A 26667-nucleotide genomic window follows, 5' to 3' on the forward strand; every position below is an offset into this window, starting at 1 on the left:
TTATCCTTGGGCTTCGGGTTTGAGCTGATCGCGGACAGCACCGGCCATCTCAGGCACGAATTGCTGTGTCATCTGCTGGAGCTGCTTCTGCTGGCGCATCTGCTGAACCTCCTCGTCACTTCGAACGAGGCCGGTGGCTTCGATGCCGATGGCAGTTGCGGAGCGCTTGATGTAATCGCCAACGTTCAGATACTCGGCCAGCACCTCGGGACCGAGCGGAGCCAAGCGCTGGAGGAGACTGTCGAGCTTCATCTGATCGTGACCACGACCAAGAGCTTCAAGGCCGGTCGTGATAGCGGGCTTCACCACGCCACTGGGCAGCGGCGGAAGTTTCCTCGTGCGTTCTAGGGAGAACATGATGCGGGACACGAGGGGAAGCTGGAACTCTTGGGAAAGGATGGAATAGACGCCACCCAGGGCATCCTCCAGCTCGCCCGCCATGTAGCGGATTTCCTCGGCAGTTACCCGCTCCCCTGCCCGTTGGATGGCAGTGTTGAGAAGGAATGCCATAGCAAGCCGCTGCGAAATCTCGCTCATCGTTTCCTTGGCGATGCGGAAGTCAGCGTACTTATCGAGCTGGAGGAAGGTAACGTCTTTGGCGTCACCAGAACGGACAGCGCCGTTTGGTGCTTCGGCAATCACCTTCTTATTGGTGGACCCATTCGGGTTTACCAGGATGAGGATTTTGGCGGCTGCGGCAGAGCCTTCGACAATCGCCTTGGTTAGCGTTTCGAGAGACTTGAGATCGCCGTAGTATTCCTCGACGTAGCCACGGCCATAATCCTCGCCGTCGATCTTGGTGAACCGAAGCGGTATCCAGGCGGACTTGCCTTTGGGATACGTGCCCTCAGTGCCCGGAACCTTGACGCCTTCCACCTCTTGGTAGATGCGCCACATGCCATTCACGAGTTTGACATGGGTGTAGAGATCGAGGGTCTTATCCGCCGACATCGCGTTGTTGAATTTCTGCTTGGCGTTCGGGCCGAGTTTGGCAACGAACTCCTTGGGCAGCGTGTCGGGAGCGACGGTCTCCTTGGTGATATGCTCAAGGATATTCCCCATGGGGTCGCGCTTGACGACAAAGCGGTCCAATCGGTAAGCCCTCATGCCTCCCTCAGGTGGGAGGTAGAGGAGAACGTTACCGGCCACGATGAGCTGCTTGAGCGCTTCGAAGGCGGTGACGCGGATTGCTGCTCCCTCGATCTCCGTCATCACGGCGCGCTCGACTTTGCCGAGGGCCTCTTCGACCAGAGCCTTCATGCCTTCCTGCTTCGTGAGTTCTTCAATCGTGAAGTCGTCAATCAAAAGGCGGAAGATCGGGCTGTTCGGTGGAAAGAGTGCGAGGAGGAGCTTCGAGGCCAAATTGTTGACGCCTCGTGCACCGATGCCCTGGAAAGGGGTCGGAAGAGATGCATCGCCATTGTGGCCTTCGGGAGGGAGCAGCGTGGGAATGGTTAGTTTCGCTGCGCTTCTGGCCCTGGAAAGGAACGGTTGGCGCAGCCGCTCAAGCTGCGAGTAACGCGCAGCAGCGGTCTTGGCCATGCTGGGTTCCTTAGGCTTGCGGGATATTCAGTCCGGTTGAGCCGCCAGTGTTCCCAGCATCGAGCTTGATGCGAAGAGAGTTACGACCTTTCTTACGGGCCTTCTGGACGGACGTGTCGTTGTCTTCCTCTCGGATGACATCGCCCTGGGCGGTAGCTGCCGAGGGCGCAGGAGGTGCCGGTGCGGGAGCTGGTGTCTCCGACTTGGGCACTTTAGGGGTCTTGCACATTAGGGTGACCTTTTCAGGCGTCCCTCGTTCTGCTCGTTAAACTGTCTTCGAAGGAATTGGATAATCCTCCCCTCACCTGCCTTTGCCCAAAGCTCTCGCTCGGAAAGGGAAATGTCGGGATAGGTTGGGGGAAATCGCTTCTCCAGCTCCTTGAGCAAACCTTCGGGAATTGGTGGAATGGATTGAGACATGAAAGGAGCCTCCTATGGTGAGGGGTAATCAGAAGCGGGTGACCGCCTCTGCTACCGACTGCTCCAGGTCTTCAATCGTCCCTGCATTGATGAGCGCTTTATCGAAGGCGTGATTGGCGAGAAGTCCTTCCGACTGATGGCCGGAAACAGGGATTTCCACGCGGGGGTTATAGACGCACCACGTCTCGCCACCCATGTTCTTCACGAGGTCGTATTCATTCGGGAAGCGCATATCATCGATCACTACTCGCTTGCCGTCTGCGATGATGCGGCGGGCTTTACGGGCAGCGATCGTTGTCCAGAGGTTAGGGTCGATCTGATCACGACCCCACTCTTTACCGAGGGTCTGCATGATCTTGCGGGTGGTGAGGCCGTCAAAGCCGAACTCCGTGAGGGGTTCTTCCTTGAGGTGACCCTCAACGTAGTCTTCGATTTGTTCAGGAGGGACGCCGATCTGCTCCAGGAAGCAGCGGGTCATTGCCTTGAGGGGGTCCGCGAACTTAACGTTCTGGTAGCCCAGCCCCTCTTTGAGGAGCCGGGTTGCCGTGGATTTCCCCATCTGTGCCGCAGGCGAATAGAAGGCAATCAGGTTGGGGTTCTTGGGGTCCAAAGGATTGGTTCCTTTTTCTTGAAGTCGTAATCGGATGCGCGGAGGATGCGGGAAACGCGGGCCTGCTGGAGAGCATCGGCCTCAGTGAGACCAGCCTTCTCAAATGCCTTGACGACCGTGGCCCAGCTCGGGTCATCCCCAAGGAGAGCCTCGGCTTTCTTCGGGCCGACCCCAGGGCAACCGGCATAGCCGTCCGTGGTGTCCCCGGTGAGCGTCTGGTAGAGGTGCCAGTAGTCGGCCTCGGCTTCCGAGATTTCCATGATGCCGTCTTCGAGGCGATGGACGAAAAGGCCGGGGATGGTCTTCATATCCTTGTCGATGGAGACGATGACCTTCTCGCCCTTGATGATGTTCGCAGTGGCGAGGATGCCCATGCAGTCGTCACCTTCCAGGCCGGGGCGGAAATAAGCGTCATGCTCGTCAATGAGCCACTGCTTGATTGCCTTGAGGACCAAGGGTTTCTTGGTGCCCTTCCGGTTTCCCTTGTAGGAAGGCAGGACGCCGAACCGGAAGTTTCCTTCGCTATCGGTAAGGCAGAGTTTGATAGCCGTGCCTCCCAGCTCGGCCATCGTCCGGTCGATTGCTTCGAGAACCTTGGCCTTTGCCTCGTTCTCATCTGCATGCCACGTCCAGTAACCATCGCCCCAGTCGGTCGCCTTTTCGCAAACTGCAGCAGCTTGATAGGCCACCACGTCAGCGTCGATTAGGAGGGTTCGGCTCATCGCAAACCCCTCCCGAGAGAGTAGAGATGCGGGGCGAGCTGCTGGAGGATGGCTTCGGTGATACCCTCGGCAATCTTCCGGTAGACCATCATTTCGACGGAGGGTTCCTTCCGCTTGTCCAGCTCATCAACCTCTATGCGGGCCTCCATTCCCTTGCCGTTTACCTTGAACAAGACGTGGAAATGGTCCTTGAAGTCCATGACGGTGCGCTGAGCGTGGAGGGTGACGAACTCGGCGCTGATGCTATCGAGCTGCTGATGCACCACCTGCTTAACCTTGGCCTGGGCCTTGGCTTCGATCTCGCCGTAAAGACGAGCAGCATCTGCGGCATCGTGAGGCTGCTGGGTTACATGGGTCGAGGAGGAGAAATGATCTCCGCCCCGGTAGTTGCGATCAAACATCAGGCTTCACCCCGCAGCGTATGGAGGTGTTGGATGCCGGAAGCCGTGATACGCCATTCACGACCATACATGCCGGTGGCGATGCGGGTGGTGATGAAGCCGTCCGATGCGGCCATGCCGATCATGTCAGCGTTTTCTCGTGCAAAATCGCTCTTGGTCTTGAACGGGCCATGCCAAGCGCGGCTGAGAACGTCAGTGAGTTTCTTTCCAGTTGTTGCCAATTTTGAACTCTCCGTCGATTGGGCAGCGAAACTTGAAGTGAGCGGTGCAATCCCTCATCGACTGGACGAGGACTTCTCCGACTTCGGTGGCGATTGGTTCGCGGGCATCGACCTGCAATTCGTCATGCACATGCGCCACGATGGCGAAGTCACGTTCGAATTGATATCCACGTCTGGATAGCTCCAGATATGCAAAGACGGTCGCCTGCTTGGCGATGAGGGCACCTGCGGATTGCAGGAGGGTGTTGAGAGCTGCATGGGGTGACCGGATGTGCAACTTGCGGCCATCCAGGCCAATGAGGTAGCCACGTTCTGCGGCCTTCTTTACAGCCTCACGAAGCTTCGCGATGGCCGGGGTCTTATCCAGGAAGCTCTTCTTGAGACGCTTCCCTACCCGTTTGAGGTCGTCCTCACTCGGGCTTGGGTTATACCCCAGCTCATTCTTGGCTGGGAAATACCGCTTGTAAACCGAGCAGCCTAGGCCATCTCGGACTTCACGCATGGCGATGTCTGCCACAATAGACCCGGCTTTCGCATCACCGGCACCATAGAGGAAGCCGTAGATGAACGTCTTGGCCCCGCCTCGGAAGAGCTTGTGGATGGGGAATCGTTCCTCATCACGCTCGGTCCCGGCTGGGACGAAGCCAAGGGCGAGGACGTTGACCCAGTGGATGTCTCCTTCGAGAAGCATCCGGCCATACTCGCCGTCATCATAGCGAGCCATGAAGTGAGCGAGACAACGAAGCTCCAGGCCCGAGAGGTCGGCACCGACAAGCTTCCGGCCTTTGGCGACACAGAACAATGCTCGGCAGTCTTCACCGTATGGCGCGCCGACTGAGGGAACTTGGGCGACATTGGGACGAGAGTGGGTACAGCGCCCGGTAACGGCACCGTTCGTATTGACGCCACCATGGATACGTCCTTTACGGACAAGACGCAGCCAGGCTTGATCTCCTTCGGCCAGTTGTCCAATTCGCTTTTCAATAAGGAAGTGATGAGCAAGAACCTTGGCTTCTGGCCAGGGAAGCTTTGAGAGGATTGTTTCATCGACCTTCGGTTGGCCATTGGGCGTAAACTCCTCGGGTTCCCAGCCGAAGTCCTTCAAGCGCTGGGCGATCATCTGGCGGGATGATGGGTTGAACTCGACAACCTTCTCCTTGAAGGTCGGTACGCCTTTGACCCACCCCTTGGTCTTGTTGTTGACCTTGGGGACATACGGGGTTCGAACGGTGATCGGCGGGAAGGAAACCTTGAGCTTCTCCGCGATCTCCTGCCGCTTGGCGATCAAAGTGGAATAGAGACGAGCAGCGCCCTCTTCATCGAAGCCGAAGCCGTAACGCTCCTGCATTGCGATGATGGTGGCGAAGGCATGCTCCAGCTCTATTGATTGAGGAGCATAACGTTTCGCTTCAATCCGCTGGAGGAGACCCCCAGTGACCCTGATGTCCTGCTCGCAATACGTTTGCATTTCAGGAGACCAGTGCGCCCAAGGGTCAAGCCCCTGCTCCTCCATCATCTTGGAGTAGTCACCCTTCCACTCCCCGAGGCGAAGGCCCCAGGCTTCAAGGCCGTGAGAGCCGATGAGCTTGCCTGGGAACTTCCCCTTGCGGGACTGCTTCGCATCCCAGTCCCCGAGGTTCGGAAAGATGAGACGAGAGAGGACCAAGGTGTCCGTGATGCGGCCTTTCGGCTTGAACCACGGAAACACCTTCTGGATAGCCGGGATGTCGAACTTGATGATGTTGTGGCCAATGAGTTCACCGGCCTCCATGAGCACGCACACGGCCTGCTCAATGGTGATGGTGATCACGATACCCGCTGCTTCGTTCGGGTTTTTCCAGGTGTCGGCGTGATCGTGTGCTGAGTAAATGACCCCGGTGTCGAGGTCTTCCATGCAAATGGAATGGATGCGGTCGGTGGCATCAAGGAGACCGTTTGTCTCAATGTCGAAGTTATAGCGTGGACCGCTGATAGCAACCGGCGAACCGTCAGGGTTCCGCCAGATGAATGGTGGGGAGATCAAAGGGATGTCCTCTCGCGGGAGTGACACCCACGAGCAAGAAAAAACCCCCTTCGATTAGATCGGAAGGAGGTTCGTCGTGGGGGTAATGTTCGGGGTGACCAATGTGTGGTCGGGGTACTTTTCTTTGAGCCGCTCGTAGCGCCGCAGGCTGCGGGCTTCGTCACCCTCTCGATGAAGCGTGAAGGTCTTCCCCATCACGTCTTCAATGAAGGCATCGGTATATTCGAAGCGCCACTCGTCATCTTCGATCCAGGCGGCGATCTGGCAAATGCCGAAGTCATTCCGCTGAGCAACACCGAGAGCCGAGTAATCGACACCGGGGTCCAGGAAGATGATGTTGAGGTCGGTCTCGCCGTCCTTCTGGTAGCCTCGGACTTCCACGACTTCACCTAGACCAGCGCAAGAAGGCGGTATGGATTGGGTCAGTAGCCAGCCGGAGGACTGGAGGGCTGCATCAATAGCGGACACGAGACCCGGACCATACGGTAGGAAGACGTCAAGGTCTTTCACCTCAGCACCATGGAAATGGTCACGAAGCGCGCCGCCCGAGAGGACAGGCTTGAAGGGATAGGCAGTAGCGCCGAGCCAGAAAAGTTCCGTCTTCCAAGCAGCCGGAAGCGCTCCCACGTTGGGGAATATGTTGTGCAGAGAGTGCATGAGGTTTCCTTAGAAAAGCGGGTGACGGTAGAGGTCGGGGTCCATAAAGCGCTTGGTGCGCTCGACGTAGTATGCGTGGCGAGCTTGGTTGATCTCACCATGGGTCACCGGCTCACCTCGGAGTGCTTCGAGGATTGCCAGCTCCATCTTCTCGGAAACCTTTGCGGCAGCTTCCTTTGCCATAGCGGCATGCGCCAGAAGATCACGGCGATGTTCAGGGGCGATACGAAGGGACATCCCGAGTTGACGGACCACGACTTGATCCATCTGAAAATCCTTAGGACCGCCTTTGTAGACGAGGACGTTGAAGGGTGCTTTCTCGGTGACGATCTGGAACGGCAGACGCTCACCTTCGACCATGCGGTCAATGGCGAGTTCCAGCTTTTCCTTCTCTTCCAAGAGCTTCACCTTCTCCGCGACCAGCTTGCTCATTGCGGCGCTAAGGGTTGCGTTCGCTGCTTCTGCGCGTTCGGCCCGGTCGAGAACTTGGCCTAGATGGTTTCGGGCTTGGCTCAAAGCCTTCTTGGTTTCCCTGTTCTTGAACCGCGTCTTTCGGCCCTGGTTTTTCAGGAACTCGACATTGTACTTTTCAAGGGTGACCTCGGCTTCCAGCTTGGAGTTGCGCTCTTCGAGCGTCCGAATAGTCGCGGCCTGATTGGCTGCTCCCCTGATGAGTTTCTGGTTGTCGCCAGATAGTTCCCTGTTCTCTTTCCCGAGTGCACCAATTGCGGCTACTGCGGAGAGGACGTGCATGCTGGTGTCTTGGTGCATCATTTGCGGTTCCCTAAATTAGAACAGAACAGGAACATTTGTGTAACTCAAAGCACGGCAAAGAGCTAGGACAAATTTCCTATTCTGTTTCTGGTTGTGGATAGTGAGGATGAAATTCCTAGAACGGAATGTCGTCGGAAGTCTCGTTTTCGAACGGACGCTCTTCCGGCAGAGTGGTCTCGAAGAGCCGCCCGGTCTCTTGCTCGTAACCGAGATAGATGACCTTGCCAGTTGCTTGGCCGGTGTATCGGTCCTTCAAAACCCGGAAGGTAGTTATGGACCGAAGCTCCTCATTCTCGTGCTGCTGATCGCGCTCCAGGCCAAACATGTAATGGCACCAGAAGCCGATGCTTCGGGAGCCTTTGAAATGCCTGATCATGACGCGACCACCTTCCTCGTGGGGCTTGCCCTCGGGGGTGGCTAAGTGACTGATGAGGATGATCATGCAGTCCAGCTCTTTCACGAGACCGCCGATCTCAGCCATGATGACTTCGAGGGCCTTGCGCTCATCCTCCTCGGCGGCAGCGAGTGCCGTGAGGTGGTCGAGGTAAAAGATGCGGACGCCCTCAGACTTGTTGAGGAACCGCATAGTTTCGCGGATGACTTCCCAGTCGGTCGCACCGAAGCTGTCATAGAGGAAGAGCTTGCCGCCAGCTTCGAGCTGGTCCACGGCCTGGGTCAATTCGCCTTCGGTCCATCCCGCATCGGGAACATGGAAGCGACGACCGGCAAGCTTTCCGGCTACACGCCGTCCGGTTTCCTCGGGCTGCTGCTCAAGGAAGAACAGGCCGACCGGCTGGTTAAGCTCGGTGATATCGTAGACGATCTGCTGGGTGAGGAAGTCGGTCTTGCCGATACCCGTGCCAGCTCCGAGGGCATAGAGTTCACCATAGCGCCGACCATAGGTTAGCTCGGTTAGAGAGCCGAGCCACCAAGGGAGACCCCATTCGATTGGCTTGAGCAGCTTTTCCTTGATGTCCCCGAGGGTGACAATGCCGTCCGGTCGGTGGGTCTTAGCGTTCCACGCAGCCTGGACGATCTTGTCCCCCTCGCCTGCCATGAGCATTTCATTGGCGTCCTTGCGGGGAAGCTCGGCAATCTTGACCTTGCCCGAGGGGAAGAGATCGAGACACGCTCGGGTGGCCTCCCTGCCCGGTTCATCCTGATCAAACATCAGAACAACTTCCTCAAACGAGTTGAGCCATTCGAGGTTTTTGGCGAGGGACTTCTTGGCACCCTGGGCACCATTCGGGATGGAGACCACGGGCCACTTGTGGTTCTGAACTTGGGAGACCGACATTGCATCGATCTCACCTTCGGTTATCACCACCCGGCGACCACCGGACGGCCAAAGGTGCTGCCCGAAAAGAAGGGCGTCACGAGAGGAGCCGAGGAAGGAGAAGTTCTTGTCAGCATCGCGGGTCTTCTGGCCCACGAGGTTGCCCTCCTCGTCATAGTAAGGAGCGGCCTGCACGGTCTTGCCGTGCTTGTTCTGGCCGACCAGATAACCGAACTTTCGGCACGTCTCTTCGGTCAGCCCACGCTTCGGCAAAGCGCGGTACTCGCCCTGGATAGGGTCAAACATTGTTGTGCCTTTGGGTTTTGATGGGGTGTAGCTGGAGCCATCGCCCCGCTCGCGGTAGCCGCAGCCATAGCAATGGGCGTGACCGTCCGAGTACCGGCCAAGGTTGTCCCTTGAGCCGCACTTGGGGCATGGCTCCTTGCGAACGAAGGAGCTTTCTTCTGTCATGTCTTGATGTAAGGTTGAGGTGTTATTGGGGGATAAGATGGTAGCCGTCAGGGACTACAAGCACTTCAACAAGCATCAGCAAGAAGCTCTTCACACCATGCTTCTCGACGTTCTTTACGAGGAGAAAAAGCTGGTTGAAGGTGAGTTGTTCACTCACATGCGCTTTGGCACACAGGCTGGCTTGGTCTTCTTCTGGATGCTCTTAATCGCCGCAGCTTCGTGGTGGTCCGGTCGGAACTCCACGGAGCTAGCAACGCTTCTGATGATTGCAGGACTTGTCTTCGGTTCGACTGCTTGTTTCACAGTGTGGTTGGTGGAACGGGTGCACGTGCGTAGGCTCGAAAAGAAGGTGCAAGTTGTCGAAACGAAAATCGAGAAGTGGTACGATGATCCAATGCCATGGCTTTACGACTGAGCATCTTCACACGAACGCTTAATCGATCGAAAGCTTGTTGACGCCTTCGAGCATCAGCACGTTGGCATGGTCGATGATGTTACTGGCCTGCGCGGTCGTCAACTCACCACGACCGACCGACCCGGCTAGCGCTTGGGCGTAGCTGGTGACGATCATGGTCATGACGGCATCGAGAGAGACGACCGGGAGGCGAACCAGAGATGGCCTCGGTTTCTTCATCGGCAAAAGAGAAAGAACGAGAGCGCCACGGTGATCATGATCAAGATGGCGAAGAACTTCTCCGGCCCAGGCATGAACTCAGCGATGTCTTTGAAGAGCCAATCCATTAACGGACCCTCGCGGACCGGAGGCTGTATTCCGCATACGGCGAACCGTTCGGGTCTTCCTTCATCTTTGTGTCGATCTTCATGCCGCTGGCTTTGAGTTCATGGACACGGGCGGCGAGCCGGAAGGCACCGTATAGGCCGATTGCTTCGAGCTGGGTGAGAGAGCGACCAGACAAGAAGTGCTGGCGGATGCGCTCGATCTTGGTTGTCATTGGATTTCCTATCGGTTGTTGATTGCGCATTGGCGCTGGAAACACAGAGGCCCCCGGCCCGAGTGGACCGAGGGTGATTTGTGAGGATTGCTATGGTGAGGGGTAATCAGCGAACCCGGACGGTCTGGCCGATCTTGAGAGACTTGACCCGGATACCCGGATTGAGTGCGGTGATCTGATCGACCGAGACGCCATACTTGCGGCCCAGGGCGAACAGTGTGTCGCCCTCGACAATCGTGTGGTACGCCCAGCCGTTGTCCTTCGGTGCCTTCTTCGGAGTGCCTTCGACGGGCTTGGGATTGACCACGGGTTCCTTCGTGAGGAACACGCCGGTCTGGTTCACCCAGCTCCGCACGTCGAAGCATGGGCAATCCTTGGCGACCTTCGGGAAGTCGCGGTGCCCCTGGATGGTGGCCTTGGGATACTTGGCCTTGAGTTCGATGAGCAGCTCGGCAAGCGCCGCATACTGGGCAGGCGTGAAGTTGTCCTGGCTGCGGCCATGTTCATCGACACCACCAGCAAGGCAGATGCCGACCGAGACAGAATTGTAGCCTTCGACGTGAGCGCCGATAGCATCAACCGGACGCCCGGTTTCTACGCGACCATCGCGGCGGATGACGAAGTGATAGCCGATCATCAGCCAGCCTTTGGCGCGGTGCCAGCGGTCGATGTCAGCGCGGCCAATGTCCTGGGACGGTCGCGTGGCCGCACAATGCACGGCGATGTAGTCCGTGCGGGTACGGGATTTCATTGACATGGGGTTTCCTTGATCCACCCGAGGGGGATGGTCTTGTCCGCGAATTGGAAACCGTTCTTGCGGCACCAGTCGGCGTAAGTCGTCGCGGAGGTCTTGGAGATTTTCGCCTTCGAGTTTGAGAAGACGAAGCGGATGTCCAGCTCGGGGTGCTGGCCCTTGATGAGGATATGCTTCTGGCGGTCGGCGGTGACGAAGCGACCCTTGGTTTCGATGATGATGCCATTCGGCAGCTCGAAGTCCGGGGTGTAAGTGGCCGTCCGAGCGGGCTTGGTGTATTTCACCCGGCGCTCTTCGAACTTCACTTCGATGCCCAGGGCGCGGAGCTGGTCAGCAACCTTCTCCTCCAGCCCTGAGCGAAAGCCTTCACGTAGGCCCACATCTCCCAGCTTGTCGGCGGGGGTGCGGTATCCCATGATTAGAAGTCCACCATCTCTTCTTCATCAGGAGCGCCGGACTGGTCCTCGTCACCATCGGGGAACGTGCTGTCGTCGTCTTCGTCCTTGGTGTACTCGTAGCCTTCTTCCTCACCGAAGCCGTAGGCGGATGCGGACTTGTCACCGAACTGACGCAGCTCGATAATCTGGACGGCTTCGAGAGCCAGCTTGGCGGAAGCACCCACCGTTGTGGTCGGGGCATAGGGGATAATCTGGAAGCTGATCTTACCGATGGTGCCACCACCGATTTCCGGCTCGTCCTTGATCGGCTTGCCCTTGGCATCGAACAGGGACGGCTTGCGGGTCCACGGCTTGCCGGTCTTCTTCGAGACGCCGGAAGCTTTCATCGTGAACTTGAACTCGACCTCACCCGTGGGTTCGCCGGTCTCTTCGTCTTCGAGGTATGCATACGGGAGATACTTCGTCTCCCACTTCTTGGCCTCGGCCACGTTCTTCGCGTTTGCCTTGGCTTCCTTGAGGCTGTCGGCTGCGGCCTTGTCGCACTTGCTGATCAAGTCAGCCACGCCGGGGGCATCGGATGCGACCACGAGTTTGACGGAGTATTCACCCTCGGCCTTGAACTTGGTGTCCGGCACGGTGAGCTTGGGGAATTTGAAAGCGCCCTTCATGGAAGTGAGGGTCGGACGCTGGGGGGCTTTTGCCATTGTTGAATTTCCGTTGGCTTGGCCCAAACAGAAAAACCCCCTGGCCGAGGTGGCGCAGGGGGCGAGCTTGGGCGGTTATGAGAATTGCTATGGTGAGGGGTAATCGCTTAGCGGCGGTGGATATTGGCTGCGATTAAGGGAGGCAGGCTGCGTCCTCGGGTCCAAGGATGGGTCACGATCTTTCCAGCTTGGCAGCGGCAGCGCCAAGTATGACCCGTCATCATCTCGGACAGGCTACCGTCAGGCTGTAATATGAGAACGCTTCCCGACCGCAACGTTCTAACACCTGAGCCATTGCAACGAGGGCAGTCCACGATACGTGCCACCTTGCCTCGGATGCGGAGGTAGATCATGCACCACCCTGCGGGCAGTTGCGCTCGGCCTGACGTGCCAATGAAGGACGCGGATGTTTAGGCAGCAGGTGGTTGATGGAGTTACCGAGCTGGACGTAAGGCTTGTCGGAAACCGAGACCTTCACGAATGCCCGCTTGCCGCTGTCAACGTTCAGTGACACCCGATGGATGACGGTCTGATCGAGGCGGTAGAGGTGGTTGACCTTGGCGTGTTCGAGGCGGTCACCGGCTGAGGCCAGAGCCAAGGTTGCCATTCGGTGGAAGACTTGCATCGATTCCTTATGGTCCTCGACCACCTTGAAGGGCCGGTCGGTGATGAAGAACTCAGTCGGGTTACGGTCGGCCCAGATGTAGTTCAGGTCACCTGTAAGGAAGCCATCACTGTGCCAGCCAGGGCGATTGCCGGGGGCATCGGGAGTGACATGCAGAACCTTGACCGAGAGGTATACGTAGCTGTCCTTCCAGCGCTGCCGCCCGTAGGTCTTGTTCACGTCCATATAAACGCGGTCGATGATCTCCAAGTATGGGTCGAGTTGCTTGGGCAACTGCTCGGAATATGTTCCGGGCATCTTGATTGGCAGGTAGAGCCAGAACATCATCTCGGAAGTGTCGAGCTTCATTTCGCCCAAGTCTTTCGGGGCTGCGCCGTAGATGGCAGGCGTAAGTTTCGTCATTCGCATTTCCTATTTGTCAGGTGCGCTTGACCAGACGAAAGCCAGCCCGAACCTGGGCGACTGTCTGGTTCAATATGCGCTGTGCGTTTTGGATGTTGAGTGCTGCTTGATGGCAGGGCTTGCTCGCCAGCTCTTCCCGATGGAGGGACAAGGTGCGGCACCATGAGGAGACTGTGTTCGGCGTGATCTCAGGAGGCGTCACTTTTGAACGCCCCCTTTATCCTTTGGAGGAGCGTCTTCCGGGGTTCGAAGTGAGCGCCATCGGGACCACAAGGTCTCCCTTTGAGGCGGGCTTCGTAACACATGCGGTAACTGAAACCGCTCACCGCGTCCGGTTTGGCCACGTCCATGTTGTAGCAATAACTATCACCATGGAACCGGCAGGAGACGCAGGGCTTGGGATGAACGCTCATGCTCGATGAGCCTTGGCTAGCGCGGCGACATCGTAGCCCTGCTCACGGAGTTCCGTGGCCATTGCGAAGCTGACATTGCGGCCAGACTTCCAGAGTACGATTGCCTTGCCGAGGGTGGACTGCATTTCATTGACGTTGGTGGTCATGGGAAAATCCTTGTCGATTCGTGAGGATTGCTATGGTGAGGGGTAATCACCATCGCAAATGTTTCCACTAGTGGATTGATCAGGCGAAAAAGAAAGGGCTCTCAAGGACTTGAGACAAATCCAGGGAGCCTTTTTCAGGGAGCGGAGGAAGCTGGGTTCCTTCGGGGAGCATGGCCGTAATCTCTCGGCCAAACTCAGCAAGGACATCGTGGTCCCCGTACATTTTGACGAACTCTTCCCGAAGGAATTGAGCCATCGCCCAGGCGTTACCCGCGTGAGTTCCGTAGCTGTCATGGATGAGAGAGAAGGACCGAATACCTTCGTCGTGGCATCGGGAAACGGTGAGCTGCATGTGAGCCGCATCCATTGAGTGGACCCAGTTGGGCGAGATGCCACTCCCCTGCTTGCGCTTGTCGATCTTCTTCGATGCAACGTCGATGGAGAGCTGGAGGCGCACCTTCTGGAACGTCAGCTCAAGCCGCTTCTGTTCGCTCGTGGTGTATTCCTGCATGACCTTGAGGCCAGCCGGGGTATTCCAGATGACGGGCAGGCTTTCCTTAGCCGCGATCTTGGCCACCTTCTGGAGCCAGTCCATGGCACCCGCAGCCGCGACCACAACTTCACCCACGCAATCCCAAATGAGGAGACCGAGGAAGGAAGCCGCAGCGAAGCCGGTGCCCTCGAAGGGGAACGCCTCGCCCGCTGCCTGTTTCCAGGGGGTGACCGTATCGGTGAACACCTGTTCCCGGAAGCCGAACTCGGATGCACCATATGCAAGCGTCATGACTGGGCGCTTGGTCACCTTGCGGGTGATGCCGTAGGCCAGCCACTTCCGAGCCATCGAACCATCGCTTTCAACAACGATGGTCTTGCTCTCCTTCGTCTCCTTGTCCTTCACTTCCTTGGTGGTCGTGTCTTCCGGGCATGCCGCAGCGATATCACGGAGCTTCGCGATAAGGACCGAAGCGACCGTGGCATAGATATCGTTGGGCTTGTCGCTGGGCACGAGGTTGACTGCTGCCCCGCCGATCTCGTCCAGGAGCATGGCCGAGAAGTTCTGGAGGCCGTTGCATGTGCCGTCCATCTGTACCGGCAGGTGCGAATGAAAGGCGAAGCCCTCGGCAACGTAGCCCTGCCACTCGAAGCAGAACGCAAGCGCCTGCCATGGTTTCTCTGCGGTCAACCAGAAGCGGTTGTCGTAGGGGTTCTCAGCGGACGCGAGGATTTCCCTCTGGTTCGCCATGACCCACTCGACACGCTCATCCATCGAGCATTTGTCCACGCCCCAAAGACCAGCGCCATGGATGGCAAGCCAGTCAGCCCCCTCCTCGTTCGTGATCGGGACCGAGTTTGCGAACTGGAGGAGACCATGGGACGCATCATCGCCCTGGGGATTGAGGAAGAGCGGGACAGCGTAGACGCGACCACGGAAGTCCATCTGATGCGGGAAGTAGAACTCCTCCTCATCCTTGAACCGAGTGGCAACGCCCAGCATGCGGGAGAAAGCCAGACGCTTGGAGACGGCACGGGCGTTCGCCTCGTAGATGGTGGTCCGCTCGGACTTCCAACGCGAGAACTCTTCGAGCTGCTCCGGCGACATGTCTTCCCTCTTCATTTCCGGGGCGAGCCACATGGGTTTCTCCGGGAGCGGCATATCATCAGCCTGGGGTATGCATGCGAGGGTGGATTGATTATCCCAAAGCGAGGCCATCACCTCATAGACGCGGTGATTGATTGACCAAGCTGTGTTCTGCATCGCGTTGATCGAGTGGTAGACCTTCGGCATATCCACGCTCTCAAGGTCCATCAGGTACTGACGGTTGCCGGTCTTGATGAGCCTGAGGTTGCGAACCCTGCCCGACCAGTAGCCGCCTCGGAATGGAGAGGTCCACGGACGCGGCGGAACTAGGGTCGGAAGATAGACCGGAGACAACGGCGCAAGGCGGGAGTTCTCCGTGGCCAGCCAATCCAACGTTTCCTTGGTAGCGACCACATAAATGTTGGTGTTGTGCGCGCCTTCCGATTGACGGACGATCTCGAAGAGGCCGGTCTGTTCCACGGCGATCTCGATCAGCTTCAAGCCGACCTTGGCTTTCACGTCTTGGCTCCAGTCTTGCCACTCGGCACCCTTATGCTTGGCATGCTTGGTCATGGCGCGCTTCTGGTGGACCGCGTTTTGCGTCTGCTCGCTGATCTTCTTCCTTGCGTATTCATAGGCGTCCTTGTCGTGACCCTTGAACGCGTTGAAAAACAGCTCATCCTCGACCATCGCAGCGAGCCGGATGGACAGCGGCGTGAGCTTCATGCGCATGGAGACGTAATCGAAGAGGTTTCGCAGCGTGAGATGGGCAACCACGTCGAGGTCCGCATCTTTGAGATACGCCACGGCGGTATGCTTCTTCCCTGCCTTGCCTGAGCTTGCCTCGGCTAGAAATGCCTCAAGACCAGCGATCACTTGAGCGTGTGCATGGATGATCATGCGGCGCGAAGAGAGATTGGACGCCTCGGCGTTCTTCTCCCGGTTCTTTTCCAAGCCCTTCTCGAAGCGGGCGATACCTGCCGAACGCATCTCTTCTTCAAGAGCGATCTGCTTTTCCCAAGCTTCATGCTCGGTCGGGAGGCATCCATGGGCGGCGAGAAAAAGTTCGTTGGTGGTGTCGAGGTCGATCAAGGGAAGAGCCTTCCAAAAGAAAAGGCCCGCCCTCGGAACACCTAAGTAAGTGAACCGGGGACTGGGCCTATGGTGAGGGGTTTTGTGAGATGCCTATGGTGAGGGGTAATCGGCGCACGGCTAATCACCCTCTCGTTACGAAGGGGATGCCCTTGCCGTCTTTTCCTTAAGTGTGGGGTAATTGCCTGCGGTGCTGGCTCAGTAGGACGTCAAATTCCCGCTTTTACGCCACAAGTCCTGCCACAGGCAGAGGAACCAACTATGCAAAAACGATCTGTTATGCAGTAGTGGATAGTTATAAGCCGTAAAAAAGGCGCAGAACTGCTAGGTTCCACGCCTCTCTATTCTGAAACTATCCACGGATGACTAGACTAAAGGTGATCTTTTAAGTCTGCTGCGTCTACCGATTTCGCCACGTCCGCATTGCGGCGCCATGAACCGTTTGGGGTCAAGTCGCTGCAAAAATGCTGTCATCGTTCAGGTGGCCGGCGCAAAGGCCGACCTTAAACACGACCGCGCCTCATCTACACAGTCCGGGCCGTTTCGGTCAACGGGGCCTCAGCCACACCAGGACTGATTTTTTCCCGAGAGCGGATGGGCCAGACCTTCGCGCACGAGTTGATCGGCGAAGGAGACGCCTGAACGCGAAAGGCGTGTCCGTTCCGTAGTTTGCCCGCCCGCAGCACCGGTAGATGCGACATCGAAGGCGCCGGCGTTCAGCATTTCGCGAAGCCTGACTTTCGCAATGAAACCGCGCTGGCGTTCTTCCATGCAGCGCGCCCGGTCGATCTGCGGAACCTCAATGCCGGCGAGCTGCATTTTGACGCCCTTCATCCAGAAGGTGTTGCCATCGGCCACACAATTGTTGAGGCCGGAGCGGCCGCAAAAGGCAAAAGTGCCGCTTTTTTCGCCGAGCGAGACCTTTTCGACTGACGGGCGGGTTTCCGGCAGGATAGCTGCGACCTTGTTCTGAGAGGCCGTAGGCGGCATGGCGATGGGGCGTGGCGGAACCGGTGCGTTGCCGGGCAGGACGGGGGCAGCAGGGCGCATGGCCGCGACTTTCTCGGAGGTAACCGCCTCGCGCTTGGCCGCCGTCGTGACTTTAGGAGCGTTGGCTGCCGAAGACGTCGCCTTAGCAACAGCCCGCTGCGGCAAAAGACTATCGCGATGTTCGTAGGCCTGAATGCCGCCGGCAACCACACCCAGCATCAGCACCCAGGGCCAAACGCTACCGCCACTCGATTTCTTCGCCGTGCGGCGTCGCGCTGTCGATTTTCGGTTGCTCACGGTCGGACTCCTTTTTACGGAGCCGCATTATCGGCAAAAGGGGTTTCTGAAAGGTTGGCGTCCCGAAACAGCTGTGGAAAAGGTTTAGCGAACCTGATCCAGCAGGCGCTTGCATTCGAGCAGATCAAACAGGGCCTCCTGCAAAAGCGCCTGGTCATCCTTGCCAATGCCGGACTTGCCCACCGATATTTCAGCGTCGCTGCCGCCACCGCCAAAACCGAAAAACCGGCCGCTTGGCTTCGCCTTCGGACGGCCGACGACCTCATCGCCATCGGTATCGATAACCCGCGGCTCGTTGACTTCCTTTTCGCCGCTCGCCGCCATGATGGCTTCCATGGTCGCGAGATCACCGGAGGCAATGGCAGCCACGAAGCGGTTGCCATTGGCTTTCAGCAGCTTCTGCACGCCCTTGATAGTGTAGCCATGGTCATAAAGAAGATGACGTATGCCTTTCAGCAGGTCGATGTCATCAGGGCGGTAATAACGGCGGCCCCCGCCCCGTTTCATCGGCTTGATCTGCGGAAAGCGCGTTTCCCAGAAACGCAGCACATGCTGCGGCAGGTTCAGCTCATCCGCCACTTCACTGATCGTCCGAAACGCGTCGGGGCTTTTATCCAAATTTCCACTCCCATCCGAACCGGAGCGCCATGCATCCGGCCGGACACTGAACGAGAACGCTTTTCACCCGTCGGCCCGCATATCACGCAAGGTCAGGTCCGACCTTCGCGCCAACACCGGTTGCGGCAGGATACAAATCACTAAAATTGATTATGATGTGAGTCGACCGGATTTCAACGGCTTGCGCGTTGAAATTCAAGCATGTTCACAGGAAGAATGGGAAAAAGGGCTTACGGAGGCGCAAAACCGCGCCATGGCGCTGCTTCGCGCGAAGGCTTACGTACCGGACTTCTGGCCCTTCTGCTTGGCTTTACGGGCGGTATGCGCTTTCAGAATGCGCTGCTTCAATACATTCGAAGCCTTGAAGGTCATGACGCGACGTGGGGAAATCGGAACTTCCTCCCCCGTCTTCGGGTTGCGGCCAATGCGCTCGTTCTTTTCCCTGATCTGAAACGTCGCGAAAGAGGAGAGCTTGACGACTTCGCCGCGGGTGATCGCGTTGCATATTTCGTCGATAATCGTTTCGACCAGCTCAGCGGATTCGGTGCGGGACAGCCCGACTTTACGAAACACAGATTCTGCAAGATCTGCGCGTGTCACTGTCTTCCCGGCCATTTTTCCCCACAAACCGTGTCTGAATTCTTCTCTAGGAGACGCCGAGATTATTTCCCTTGTGGCGGCCGGTCAAGGGACTGTTCCAGATTCATTTGCGGCTTTCGGCAATCGCTGCAAGGGCTTAGAGCAACTGATACGGTTTTGACACAGGCCGAGCCGTCAAGACGCGCCTTATCGGGGCGTGAGCGCGAAAATCACAGCGGATTTCGCTTCACCGCCCCGGCAAACGCTGAAATCGCGCCTTTACCAGCGCAGCAACACCGCACCCCAGGTGAAACCGCCGCCCATGGCCTCCAGCATGACAAGATCGCCCTTCTTGATGCGGCCATCACCTGCGGCAACGGCAAGCGCCAGCGGAATGGAGGCCGCGGAGGTATTGCCATGCTGATCGACGGTAATGACGACCTTTTCCGGGTCGATGTTGAGCTTTTTCGCCGATCCGTCGATGATGCGCTTGTTGGCCTGATGCGGAACGAGCCAGTCCAGATCGTCTGCCGTGGTGCCCGTGGCTTCGAATGCCTGTTCAATCACGTCGGTGATCATGCCGACGGCGTGTTTGAACACTTCACGGCCTTCCATGCGCAGATGACCGACCGTGCCCGTTGTTGAGGGCCCGCCATCGACATAGAGCTTTTCCTTGTGCGAACCGTCGGAACGCAGCTGCGCCGTCAGGATACCGCGATCGGCAGAGGTACCCTCGCCTTCCCCAGCCTCCAGAACAAGCGCGCCGGCGCCATCGCCGAAGAGAACGCAGGTGGTGCGGTCCTTCCAGTCAAGAATGCGCGAAAAGGTCTCGGAGCCGATTACAAGAACGCGCTTGGCCATGCCGCCTCGAACATAGAGGTCGGCGGTAGAGACGGCATAGACAAAGCCCGAGCAGACAGCCTGCATGTCGAAGGCGAAGCCGTGGGTCATGCCGAGGCGGTTCTGGATGTTCACTGCCGTCGCGGGGAAGGTGTTATCCGGCGTCGAGGTGGCCAGGATGATGAGATCGATATCGTCGGGCGTCAGACCGGCATTGTCGAGAGCCGCACGCGCCGCCGCTTCGCCGAGAGACGCGGTGGTTTCACCTTCGCCGGCGATGTAGCGCTGCTTGATGCCGGTTCGCTGCACGATCCATTCGTCTGACGTCTCCACGACGCCTTCGATTTCGCTGTTGGTCATCACACGCTTCGGCAGCGCTGCCCCGAAACCACGAACTATAGAGCGGATCATTCCGTTATTCCTCGTCAGCCACGAGTGCTTCGGGCGCCGGGGGCGGAAGCCGTCTTGCGTGGTAAATCTTGAGATCGTTTTCTATCTTGGCCGTCAGGCCGTTATGAACCATGTCGTAGCCGACATCGACGGCGGAAGCAAAACCGATGGCATCCGTACCGCCATGGCTCTTGATGACAATGCCGTTCAGGCCGAGAAACACGCCGCCATTGACCTTGCGCGGATCCATCTTTTCACGCAGCACGTCGAAGGCGCTCTTTGCGAGAACATAACCGATCTTGGCGAAGAAGCTGCGGGAGATCGCCTCACGCAGCAACGTGCTGATCTGGCGGGCGGTGCCTTCGGCCGCTTTCAGCGCGATATTGCCGGTGAAACCTTCGGTCACCACGACATCAACCGTGCCCTTGCCGATATCGTCACCTTCGACGAAACCGCGATAATCGATGGTGCCGAGATCTGCCTCGCGGATCAGCCGTCCGGCCTCGCGAACCTCTTCCTGACCCTTCACCTCCTCGACGCCGACATTGAGCAGGCCGACCGTCGGACGGTCGATATCGAAGAGCGCGCGCGCCATGGCGCCGCCCATGAGGGCGAAATCCAGAAGCTGCTGGGAGTCGGCGCCGATCGTCGCGCCTATGTCGAGCACGATGCTTTCGCCCTTCAGTGTCGGCCAGATACCGGCGATTGCCGGGCGTTCCACCCGCGCCATGGTGCGCAGACAGAATTTCGCCATGGCCATCAGCGCACCGGTATTGCCGGCGGAAACGGCGACGTCAGCCTCGCCGAGTTTCACGGCCTCAATGGCGCGCCACATGCTGGAGACGTAGCGGCCGCGGCGCAGCGCCTGGCTGGGCTTCTCGTCCATGCTGACAGAGACTTCACAATCGTGAAAGACCGACTTTTCCCGAAGTGCGGGATATTGTGCCAGAATGGGGTCGCATTTGCTCTTCTGCCCGTAGAGCAGAAAAGTTACATCGTTGTGCCGTTCGAGCGCCTTGGCGGCACCCGGGATGGCAACATCTGGGCCGAAATCGCCGCCCATGACGTCAATTGCAATTCTGATCACTCGTCCCTTATCCTTACTTGCCGCCAATCAAGCGGATTTTGCGCGAAAATACCTTTTCCGGCCTTCGTTACAATAAAATTATTTCAGCCCGGCTGGGCCATTCAGTCTTTTTTCCAATCTTTCAGCACGGCAAAGGGCGATGGCCGCTTCTCTTCTTCAGGTTCTTTTTCGGCCGTTTCGGGGAACGCCGCATCCGGTTTGCGCGGATAGGGATCGATGGCAAGGGCGGCAAATTCGGCAACGACAGCGCCGACATCGATGCTGTCGCCGGTGAACTGATCGGGAATGTCGGGACCATCGGGATCGAGCACGATTTCGCCTTCTTCGTTCGTGACCATCCGCGCCAGTTTCGAACCTTCCGGCACGAAAATCTGCTCGACAGTCTCGTCGATCTTGCTCGACACCGGCTCCAGCGTCACGACGCAGGACTGGGTCACGGCCGCATGCACCTCGCCTTTTACCTTCACGCCATCCTTCTTCCAGCGGGATACCTGCAGCTCTGCCTTCAGATATTCGACGGAAACCACGTCCCAGAATTTCGCCAGCGCCTTGAGCTCCTCGGCATCGGCTTCGAGACCAATCCTGACGGGATTGGCGGAAATATGGCCTACCTTCACGGGATAGGAGAAAGGCAGGTCGTCATTTGCGGCGTGTCGCGCGTTCATGTGAACCTCATCGTCCAGGCAAGGGCAGCGTCAGGCTTCCGGTTGCAATTGTTTCTTCGGAACAGGCGGCAAGGACGGAAGAAGCCTCCATCATCCAGCCCGCCAGCCCATCCAGCGCCGGCGCGTTCTCGTTTGCCTGCGGATATATATTGCGCCGGAGTGCCGCGGCAAGGGCCGCAAGGTCGGACGTATCCAGCGCCGCCGCGTAGGATTCGAGACGGCCATAAAACATGCCGGCGAATTTCTTCATGCGTTTTGGCACGCCCTGATCGCCAATGCCAAGCTCACGGATGGAGTGATCAAGGTCCTGAAAGAAGGCGTCGACAATCTCCTGGGCAATCTCCTGCCCGCTGACACCGGAGGATTTGGTGCGGCGGAAATAGAGAATCATCATGACTGACAGCATCTCGAAACGGCCCATTACAGTGTCCGGTACCCCGAGATCGAGATAAAATTCGGGTGTGCGGGCTGCTGCCGTCAAGGTCGCATATTGCCTGTCAACTATGGCGCGATTGTTGTTTTTCTTCTTGAACAGCCCGAATATCATCGTTTTTTTTCCGAACGGGACGGGTGAATGCGCTTACCGCCCATCGCACTTGTTGCATGATCGTCAAAGCTGGTTTACCGAAGCATCCACGAATTGCAATGCTGTCGCGGTCACGTTCGTCTTTGCGCTGAAACAGTCGAAGAGAACCGGAGGAGTTCCAAAAGGCCGGGAAAGCATTGAATTTGGGGGGTGATCGGGATTTTCCGTCCCCGGATTGACACAATCATGTGCACAGACACTGTGCACCACGCAATGCCGGAAGGTGCCATTCATGATCGCAGTCGGGGAAAAGCAGTTGAGCAAGCAGAAATCCGCAAGTCACGGCAAAATTCTGAGCAAGACCGCCATCGCAATCGTGCTCGCATCCAGCCTGCTTTCCGCCTGCACCAGCACGACAGATGTATTCCATAACGGCTATGTCATGGACGAGCAGTCGCTCCAGCTGATCCCGGAAGGCTCGAGCCGTGAGCAGGTTCTCCTGACCATGGGCACGCCCTCCACGACCGCGACCTTCGGCAATGAAGTGTTCTATTACATCTCGCAGAAGCGTGTGCGCCGTGCGGCCTTCATGAAGCCGTCGCTGGTCGAACAGAACATTCTCGCCATTTATTTCAACAAGGACGGCGTCATCGAGCGCAAGGCCAACTACACGCTGCAGGACGGCAAGGTCTTCGACACGATTTCGCGCACCACGCCGACAGGCGGCAAGGACCTCACCTTCCTGCAGCAGCTGCTTTCCGGCGGCACCTCGGGCGCCAATATCGCCAAGAGCATTCTCGGCCAGGGCGGCAATACGCCCTGACCTCAGCAGGAACGGAAAATTCAAAGGCCCGGGGATCGCTCCCCGGGCCTTTTCAATTTGTCGAAACGGTAGCCTTCAGTGGGCGAGAACCGCCAGCAGCAGCAGCGCCACGATATTGGTAATCTTGATGGCCGGGTTGACCGCCGGACCCGCGGTATCCTTATAGGGATCGCCTACGGTATCACCCGTGACCGATGCCTTGTGCGCCTCCGAACCCTTGACGTGGCGTACGCCGTCCTTGTCGACGAAACCGTCTTCGAAGCTCTTCTTGGCGTTATCCCATGCGCCGCCGCCTGACGTCATGGAAATCGCCACGAAGAGGCCATTGATGATGACACCGAGCAGTGATGCGCCGAGTGCGGCAAAGGCCGAGGCCTTGGAACCGGAAATCAGCAGCACACCGAAATAGACCACGAGAGGCGCCAGAACCGGCAGAAGCGACGGGATGACCATTTCCCTGATCGCCGCCCTGGTGAGCAGGTCCACGGCCTTGCCGTAGTCAGGCTTTTCCGTGCCGGCCATGATGCCGGGTTTTTCGCGGAACTGGCGACGGACTTCCTCAACGATGGCGCCTGCCGCCTTGCCCACCGCCGTCATGGCAATGCCGCCGAAGAGATAAGGAATGAGGCCGCCGAACAGCAGGCCGGCAACCACGTAAGGGTTGGCGAGGCTGAAGGAAATCTCGCCTATATCCTTGAAGTAGGGATAGGTGTCGCCGTTGGCTGCGAAATAGGAAAGGTCGTTGGCATAGGCGGCGAACAGAACCAGCGCGCCGAGACCGGCTGAGCCGATGGCATAACCCTTGGTCACGGCTTTCGTGGTATTGCCGACAGCATCCAGCGCGTCTGTCGCCTTGCGAACGTCTGGATCAAGACCAGCCATTTCAGCAATGCCGCCGGCATTGTCCGTGACCGGCCCGAAGGCATCGAGCGCGACGATCATGCCGGCGAGACCAAGCATGGCGGTAACGGCAATACCGGTGCCGAACAGGCCACCGAGCTGGTAGGTGCCGATGATGCCGCCGACGATGACGATGGCCGGCAATGCGGTCGATTCGAGCGAAACGGCAAGCCCCTGGATGACGTTGGTGCCGTGGCCCGTCACCGAGGCCTGGGCGATGGAATTGACCGGGCGCTTGTTGGTGCCGGTATAATATTCGGTAATGACGACGATCAGCGCCGTCACGACGAGACCGACAAGGCCGCACAGGAAGAGATTGGTGCCGGTGATTTCCGTGCCGGCCACCGTGCCCACCGTCCCCCAGCCGATCGTCGCATAAGTGGCGACGGCAAGACCCGCGACGGAAAAGATACCGGTGGCGATGAGGCCCTTGTACAGCGCGCCCATGATGGAATTGTTGGTGCCGAGCTTCACGAAGAAGGTGCCGGCAATCGAGGTCAGGATGCAGGCGCCGCAGATCGCCAGCGGATAGACCATTGCGCTTTCGAGTACCGGCGTTCCCGCAAAGAAGATCGCGGCGAGAACCATGGTGGCCACCACCGAAACGGCATAGGTCTCGAAAAGATCGGCCGCCATGCCGGCGCAGTCACCGACGTTGTCGCCGACATTGTCGGCGATGGTTGCGGGGTTGCGCGGGTCATCCTCAGGAATGCCCGCCTCGACCTTGCCGACGAGATCGCCGCCGACATCGGCGCCCTTTGTGAAGATGCCGCCGCCGAGACGCGCGAAGATGGAGATCAGCGACGCGCCGAATCCGAGCGACACCAGCGCATCGATCACTTCCCGCGAGCCGGGCGCATGGCCCATCACCGAGGTGAGGATGAAATAATAGATGGATACGCCGAGCAGCGCGAGGCCCGCCACCAGCATGCCGGTAATGGCGCCTGATTTGAACGCGATGTCGAGTCCGGCGGACAGGCTGTGTGACGCGGCCTGCGCCGTACGCAGATTGGCCCTGACGGACACATGCATGCCGACGAAACCGGCAACACCTGAAAGGACGGCACCGATGATGAAACCGATCGCGGCCATGGATGACAGGAGATACCAGGCCAGAACGGCGACGATCAGGCCGACGATGGCGATGGTGAGATATTGGCGGGTGAGATAAGCTTGCGCACCTTCACGGATATAACCTGCTATTTCACGCATGCGCTCGTTGCCCTGATCGGCATCGAGGACGCTCTTGGTTGCCCATACCGCGTAAACCACGGACAGGACACCGCATAAAATGACTATGGGTATTACGGTCATGCGCACTTACCTCCCAAAAGGCCGGGCCTCACTCCCACCCCGGCGTGGCGAAACCATGTGCAGCGGGACGCGGACGGCCTGTCCGAAGTCCCCTATTGGGCATTTGTTCCCCTCCCAAGGAAAAATGTCCTCGACGGGAGATTGCGTTGGCGCGACGTCTCGCGTCAAGCCCACAAATTTGCCTGAAACTTGAAAGGCGTAGCGCCGGCTATGCGACTGAGGCCGCTTTTCTGCGTGCCGTGAAGATGAGCGACAGCACCAGCAGGAGGCAAAGCCCTGAAACGGGCCAGATGACGAGGTTCATGACCGACCAGCCCCATGCCGTGAAGACCTTGCCGGAGGAGAAGGATGACAGGGCAACCGTGCCGAACAGCACGATATCGTGAAATCCCTGCACCTTGTCCGCTTCATGCGGGCGGTAACTTGACGTGATGATGGCGGTCGCGCCGATGAAACCGAAATTCCAGCCAAGCCCGAGCAGAATCAGCGCCGTCCAGAAATTCCACAATTCGATGCCCATGTGGGCGACGATGGCACAGGCCATCAGCACGATGAGGCCGGAAGCGACAATCTTTTCCGCGCCGAACCGGGAAATCAGCATCCCGGTGAAGAAACTCGGACCGAACATGGCAAGGACGTGCCACTGGATGCCGAGCGTGGCGAGTTCGGTCGGGAAACCGCAGCCGACCACCATGGCAAGCGGTGCGCCGGTCATCATGAAGGTCATCAGCGCATAAGAGCCGATGCCGCAGATCATGCCGGTGACGAAACGCTGCGTGCGGACGATTTCAGAAAGCGGCCTTGCCGATTCAACATGGGTGGCGGCCTTGGGATCGGGCAACTTCAAAAACGCCAGAATGGCGATCGAAACGAGCCCCAATGGCACGAGCGCCATGAAAGCGCCGGCAAAGGTGACCGGCGCCAGCAGGTCCTTGCCGAAGATGGCGAGCTGCGGTCCGACAATGGCGGAGATGATACCGCCCGCAAGTATCCAGGAGATAGCCTTGGGTTTGTAGAAGGACGGCGATGCGTCGGCTGCGGCAAATCGGATCTTCTGCGTAAAGCCGCCGGAAATGCCGATCAGCAGCAGGCCGACGGCAAAAAGCCAGAAATCCGACCGGAAGAGCGCGACCGCAGCAACTCCGCCGCCGATCGAGCACATCAGTGCGCCGACCATGAAGCCAGCCTTGCGACCGAGGAAACGGGATGCGGCCGCCACGCAGATCGCGCCAAGCGCCACACCGATATTAAACCCGGTAAGCGGTGCGGTCGCCAGCGACTTGTCGGCGCCAAGCAGTTGGTACCCTGCGAGCGCGCCGACGGAAAAGCTCATGGGCGCGGCCGATCCCATGATCGCCTGCGCCATGGTGAGGAGGAAGACGTTGCGCTTCGCCTCGTCCAGTTGACCTTCAAGTCCGGGGACGGAAACGGCGCTCATCTCTTCCTCATCTGCTT

At 58.3% G+C, this 26667-nt stretch carries 28 protein-coding genes; 2 read left to right on the top strand and 26 right to left on the bottom strand.

Translation table 11 applies throughout. The features are described 5' to 3' along the window. From FHW77_RS14515 to FHW77_RS14555, 9 genes are all read right to left on the bottom strand, one after another. Positions 1-1542, bottom strand: coding sequence for a portal protein (locus FHW77_RS14515; protein WP_182590586.1), 1542 nt, complete (start codon positions 1540-1542; stop codon positions 1-3). 448 nt (positions 1543-1990) lie between these two features. Beyond that, positions 1991-2572 carry a deoxynucleotide monophosphate kinase family protein gene (locus FHW77_RS14520; RefSeq protein WP_149741532.1) on the bottom strand — a complete coding sequence of 194 codons (582 nt, stop codon included), beginning with the start codon at positions 2570-2572 and terminating at the stop codon, positions 1991-1993. Continuing rightward, the gene (locus tag FHW77_RS14525; protein ID WP_182590587.1) at positions 2548-3294 is read right to left on the bottom strand and encodes an exonuclease; all 747 of its coding nucleotides are present in this window, start codon (positions 3292-3294) and stop codon (positions 2548-2550) included. Before FHW77_RS14525 ends, FHW77_RS14520 begins: the two co-directional genes overlap by 25 nt. Beyond that, the gene (locus FHW77_RS14530) at positions 3291-3695 is read right to left on the bottom strand and encodes a hypothetical protein (RefSeq protein WP_182590588.1); all 405 of its coding nucleotides are present in this window, start codon (positions 3693-3695) and stop codon (positions 3291-3293) included. The genes FHW77_RS14525 and FHW77_RS14530 overlap by 4 nt, the downstream gene beginning before the upstream one ends. Further along, a complete protein-coding gene (locus tag FHW77_RS14535; protein ID WP_149741534.1) occupies positions 3695-3916 on the bottom strand; it encodes a hypothetical protein in 222 nt (73 codons plus the stop codon). Before FHW77_RS14535 ends, FHW77_RS14530 begins: the two co-directional genes overlap by 1 nt. Next, complete coding sequence (locus tag FHW77_RS14540; protein ID WP_210277015.1) at positions 3888-5939, bottom strand: DNA polymerase; 2052 nt, start codon at positions 5937-5939, stop codon at positions 3888-3890. The genes FHW77_RS14535 and FHW77_RS14540 overlap by 29 nt, the downstream gene beginning before the upstream one ends. A gap of 54 nt (positions 5940-5993) precedes the next feature. Continuing rightward, the gene (locus FHW77_RS14545; RefSeq protein ID WP_182590589.1) at positions 5994-6596 is read right to left on the bottom strand and encodes a hypothetical protein; all 603 of its coding nucleotides are present in this window, start codon (positions 6594-6596) and stop codon (positions 5994-5996) included. Positions 6597-6605: 9 nt separating this feature from the next. After that, complete coding sequence (locus FHW77_RS14550) at positions 6606-7370, bottom strand: hypothetical protein (RefSeq protein WP_182590590.1); 765 nt, start codon at positions 7368-7370, stop codon at positions 6606-6608. Positions 7371-7485: 115 nt separating this feature from the next. Then, entirely contained in the window at positions 7486-8952 is a 1467-nt protein-coding gene (locus tag FHW77_RS14555) for a DnaB-like helicase C-terminal domain-containing protein (protein ID WP_182590591.1), read from the bottom strand. Between the two features lie 202 nt (positions 8953-9154). On the opposite strand from FHW77_RS14555, the gene FHW77_RS14560 reads away from it, so the two are divergent. Next, positions 9155-9532, top strand: a complete 378-nt coding sequence (locus tag FHW77_RS14560; RefSeq protein WP_182590592.1) for a hypothetical protein — start codon at positions 9155-9157, stop codon at positions 9530-9532. Positions 9533-9550: 18 nt separating this feature from the next. On the opposite strand, the gene FHW77_RS14565 is transcribed toward FHW77_RS14560, so the two are convergent. From FHW77_RS14565 to FHW77_RS14635, 15 genes are all read right to left on the bottom strand, one after another. Beyond that, positions 9551-9694, bottom strand: coding sequence for a hypothetical protein (locus tag FHW77_RS14565; protein WP_162730948.1), 144 nt, complete (start codon positions 9692-9694; stop codon positions 9551-9553). A 163-nt stretch (positions 9695-9857) separates the two neighbouring features. Further along, the gene (locus FHW77_RS14570) at positions 9858-10070 is read right to left on the bottom strand and encodes a helix-turn-helix domain-containing protein (RefSeq protein WP_182590593.1); all 213 of its coding nucleotides are present in this window, start codon (positions 10068-10070) and stop codon (positions 9858-9860) included. A gap of 106 nt (positions 10071-10176) precedes the next feature. After that, positions 10177-10827, bottom strand: a complete 651-nt coding sequence (locus FHW77_RS14575) for an N-acetylmuramoyl-L-alanine amidase (protein WP_149741538.1) — start codon at positions 10825-10827, stop codon at positions 10177-10179. Next, entirely contained in the window at positions 10818-11240 is a 423-nt protein-coding gene (locus tag FHW77_RS14580; protein WP_113049071.1) for an endodeoxyribonuclease, read from the bottom strand. Before FHW77_RS14580 ends, FHW77_RS14575 begins: the two co-directional genes overlap by 10 nt. Positions 11241-11242: 2 nt before the next feature. Then, positions 11243-11926, bottom strand: coding sequence for an ssDNA-binding protein (locus FHW77_RS14585; RefSeq protein WP_149741539.1), 684 nt, complete (start codon positions 11924-11926; stop codon positions 11243-11245). A gap of 349 nt (positions 11927-12275) precedes the next feature. Beyond that, positions 12276-12953: a hypothetical protein gene (locus FHW77_RS14590; RefSeq protein ID WP_182590594.1), complete on the bottom strand. Its 678-nt coding sequence runs from the start codon at positions 12951-12953 to the stop codon at positions 12276-12278. A gap of 409 nt (positions 12954-13362) precedes the next feature. Next, positions 13363-13512, bottom strand: a complete 150-nt coding sequence (locus FHW77_RS14595; protein WP_162180300.1) for a hypothetical protein — start codon at positions 13510-13512, stop codon at positions 13363-13365. A gap of 79 nt (positions 13513-13591) precedes the next feature. Continuing rightward, on the bottom strand, positions 13592-16183 hold the full coding sequence (locus FHW77_RS14600) for a DNA-directed RNA polymerase (protein WP_182590595.1): 2592 nt from the start codon (positions 16181-16183) through the stop codon (positions 13592-13594). 558 nt (positions 16184-16741) lie between these two features. After that, positions 16742-17470 carry a thermonuclease family protein gene (locus FHW77_RS14605; RefSeq protein ID WP_044458767.1) on the bottom strand — a complete coding sequence of 243 codons (729 nt, stop codon included), beginning with the start codon at positions 17468-17470 and terminating at the stop codon, positions 16742-16744. An 84-nt stretch (positions 17471-17554) separates the two neighbouring features. Then, positions 17555-18088 (bottom strand): MerR family transcriptional regulator, encoded by a 534-nt coding sequence (locus tag FHW77_RS14610; RefSeq protein WP_004441196.1) that lies wholly within the window; start codon positions 18086-18088, stop codon positions 17555-17557. Between the two features lie 276 nt (positions 18089-18364). Further along, a complete protein-coding gene (locus tag FHW77_RS14615; RefSeq protein WP_006697942.1) occupies positions 18365-18703 on the bottom strand; it encodes an integration host factor subunit alpha in 339 nt (112 codons plus the stop codon). Between the two features lie 243 nt (positions 18704-18946). Then, positions 18947-19918: a beta-ketoacyl-ACP synthase III gene (locus tag FHW77_RS14620; RefSeq protein WP_004441193.1), complete on the bottom strand. Its 972-nt coding sequence runs from the start codon at positions 19916-19918 to the stop codon at positions 18947-18949. Between the two features lie 4 nt (positions 19919-19922). Continuing rightward, the gene (gene plsX / locus FHW77_RS14625) at positions 19923-20984 is read right to left on the bottom strand and encodes a phosphate acyltransferase PlsX (RefSeq protein WP_004441191.1); all 1062 of its coding nucleotides are present in this window, start codon (positions 20982-20984) and stop codon (positions 19923-19925) included. Positions 20985-21085: 101 nt separating this feature from the next. Then, the gene (locus FHW77_RS14630) at positions 21086-21649 is read right to left on the bottom strand and encodes a YceD family protein (protein WP_006697939.1); all 564 of its coding nucleotides are present in this window, start codon (positions 21647-21649) and stop codon (positions 21086-21088) included. Positions 21650-21656: 7 nt separating this feature from the next. Next, the gene (locus tag FHW77_RS14635) at positions 21657-22196 is read right to left on the bottom strand and encodes a ubiquinol-cytochrome C chaperone family protein (RefSeq protein ID WP_004441188.1); all 540 of its coding nucleotides are present in this window, start codon (positions 22194-22196) and stop codon (positions 21657-21659) included. A 271-nt stretch (positions 22197-22467) separates the two neighbouring features. On the opposite strand from FHW77_RS14635, the gene FHW77_RS14640 reads away from it, so the two are divergent. Beyond that, positions 22468-22998: an outer membrane protein assembly factor BamE gene (locus tag FHW77_RS14640; protein ID WP_004441184.1), complete on the top strand. Its 531-nt coding sequence runs from the start codon at positions 22468-22470 to the stop codon at positions 22996-22998. A gap of 75 nt (positions 22999-23073) precedes the next feature. On the opposite strand, the gene FHW77_RS14645 is transcribed toward FHW77_RS14640, so the two are convergent. Together FHW77_RS14645 and FHW77_RS14650 are read right to left on the bottom strand one after the other, a co-directional pair. Further along, entirely contained in the window at positions 23074-25212 is a 2139-nt protein-coding gene (locus FHW77_RS14645) for a sodium-translocating pyrophosphatase (protein WP_004441182.1), read from the bottom strand. A gap of 208 nt (positions 25213-25420) precedes the next feature. Next, positions 25421-26650, bottom strand: a complete 1230-nt coding sequence (locus FHW77_RS14650) for an MFS transporter (protein WP_022555986.1) — start codon at positions 26648-26650, stop codon at positions 25421-25423. Positions 26651-26667 lie beyond the last annotated feature (17 nt).

This window comes from Agrobacterium sp. RC10-4-1 (genome assembly GCF_014138475.1).
Classification (GTDB): Bacteria; Pseudomonadota; Alphaproteobacteria; order Rhizobiales; family Rhizobiaceae; genus Agrobacterium; species Agrobacterium pusense.

What these genes read in the sequence shown, in the direction of transcription:
- FHW77_RS14515 (WP_182590586.1), bottom strand. Translation starts at nt 1,542, where the DNA reads ATGGCCAAGACCGCTGCTGCGCGTTACTCGCAGCTTGAGCGGCTGCGC.
- FHW77_RS14525 (WP_182590587.1), bottom strand. Translation starts at nt 3,294, where the DNA reads ATGAGCCGAACCCTCCTAATCGACGCTGACGTGGTGGCCTATCAAGCT.
- FHW77_RS14530 (WP_182590588.1), bottom strand. Translation starts at nt 3,695, where the DNA reads ATGTTTGATCGCAACTACCGGGGCGGAGATCATTTCTCCTCCTCGACC.
- FHW77_RS14545 (WP_182590589.1), bottom strand. Translation starts at nt 6,596, where the DNA reads ATGCACTCTCTGCACAACATATTCCCCAACGTGGGAGCGCTTCCGGCT.
- FHW77_RS14550 (WP_182590590.1), bottom strand. Translation starts at nt 7,370, where the DNA reads ATGATGCACCAAGACACCAGCATGCACGTCCTCTCCGCAGTAGCCGCA.
- FHW77_RS14555 (WP_182590591.1), bottom strand. Translation starts at nt 8,952, where the DNA reads ATGTTTGACCCTATCCAGGGCGAGTACCGCGCTTTGCCGAAGCGTGGG.
- FHW77_RS14560 (WP_182590592.1), top strand. Translation starts at nt 9,155, where the DNA reads ATGGTAGCCGTCAGGGACTACAAGCACTTCAACAAGCATCAGCAAGAA.
- FHW77_RS14565 (WP_162730948.1), bottom strand. Translation starts at nt 9,694, where the DNA reads ATGACCATGATCGTCACCAGCTACGCCCAAGCGCTAGCCGGGTCGGTC.
- FHW77_RS14570 (WP_182590593.1), bottom strand. Translation starts at nt 10,070, where the DNA reads ATGACAACCAAGATCGAGCGCATCCGCCAGCACTTCTTGTCTGGTCGC.
- FHW77_RS14575 (WP_149741538.1), bottom strand. Translation starts at nt 10,827, where the DNA reads ATGTCAATGAAATCCCGTACCCGCACGGACTACATCGCCGTGCATTGT.
- FHW77_RS14580 (WP_113049071.1), bottom strand. Translation starts at nt 11,240, where the DNA reads ATGGGATACCGCACCCCCGCCGACAAGCTGGGAGATGTGGGCCTACGT.
- FHW77_RS14585 (WP_149741539.1), bottom strand. Translation starts at nt 11,926, where the DNA reads ATGGCAAAAGCCCCCCAGCGTCCGACCCTCACTTCCATGAAGGGCGCT.
- FHW77_RS14590 (WP_182590594.1), bottom strand. Translation starts at nt 12,953, where the DNA reads ATGACGAAACTTACGCCTGCCATCTACGGCGCAGCCCCGAAAGACTTG.
- FHW77_RS14595 (WP_162180300.1), bottom strand. Translation starts at nt 13,512, where the DNA reads ATGACCACCAACGTCAATGAAATGCAGTCCACCCTCGGCAAGGCAATC.
- FHW77_RS14615 (WP_006697942.1), bottom strand. Translation starts at nt 18,703, where the DNA reads ATGGCCGGGAAGACAGTGACACGCGCAGATCTTGCAGAATCTGTGTTT.
- FHW77_RS14620 (WP_004441193.1), bottom strand. Translation starts at nt 19,918, where the DNA reads ATGATCCGCTCTATAGTTCGTGGTTTCGGGGCAGCGCTGCCGAAGCGT.
- FHW77_RS14630 (WP_006697939.1), bottom strand. Translation starts at nt 21,649, where the DNA reads ATGAACGCGCGACACGCCGCAAATGACGACCTGCCTTTCTCCTATCCC.
- FHW77_RS14635 (WP_004441188.1), bottom strand. Translation starts at nt 22,196, where the DNA reads ATGATATTCGGGCTGTTCAAGAAGAAAAACAACAATCGCGCCATAGTT.
- FHW77_RS14640 (WP_004441184.1), top strand. Translation starts at nt 22,468, where the DNA reads ATGATCGCAGTCGGGGAAAAGCAGTTGAGCAAGCAGAAATCCGCAAGT.
- FHW77_RS14645 (WP_004441182.1), bottom strand. Translation starts at nt 25,212, where the DNA reads ATGACCGTAATACCCATAGTCATTTTATGCGGTGTCCTGTCCGTGGTT.
- FHW77_RS14650 (WP_022555986.1), bottom strand. Translation starts at nt 26,650, where the DNA reads ATGAGCGCCGTTTCCGTCCCCGGACTTGAAGGTCAACTGGACGAGGCG.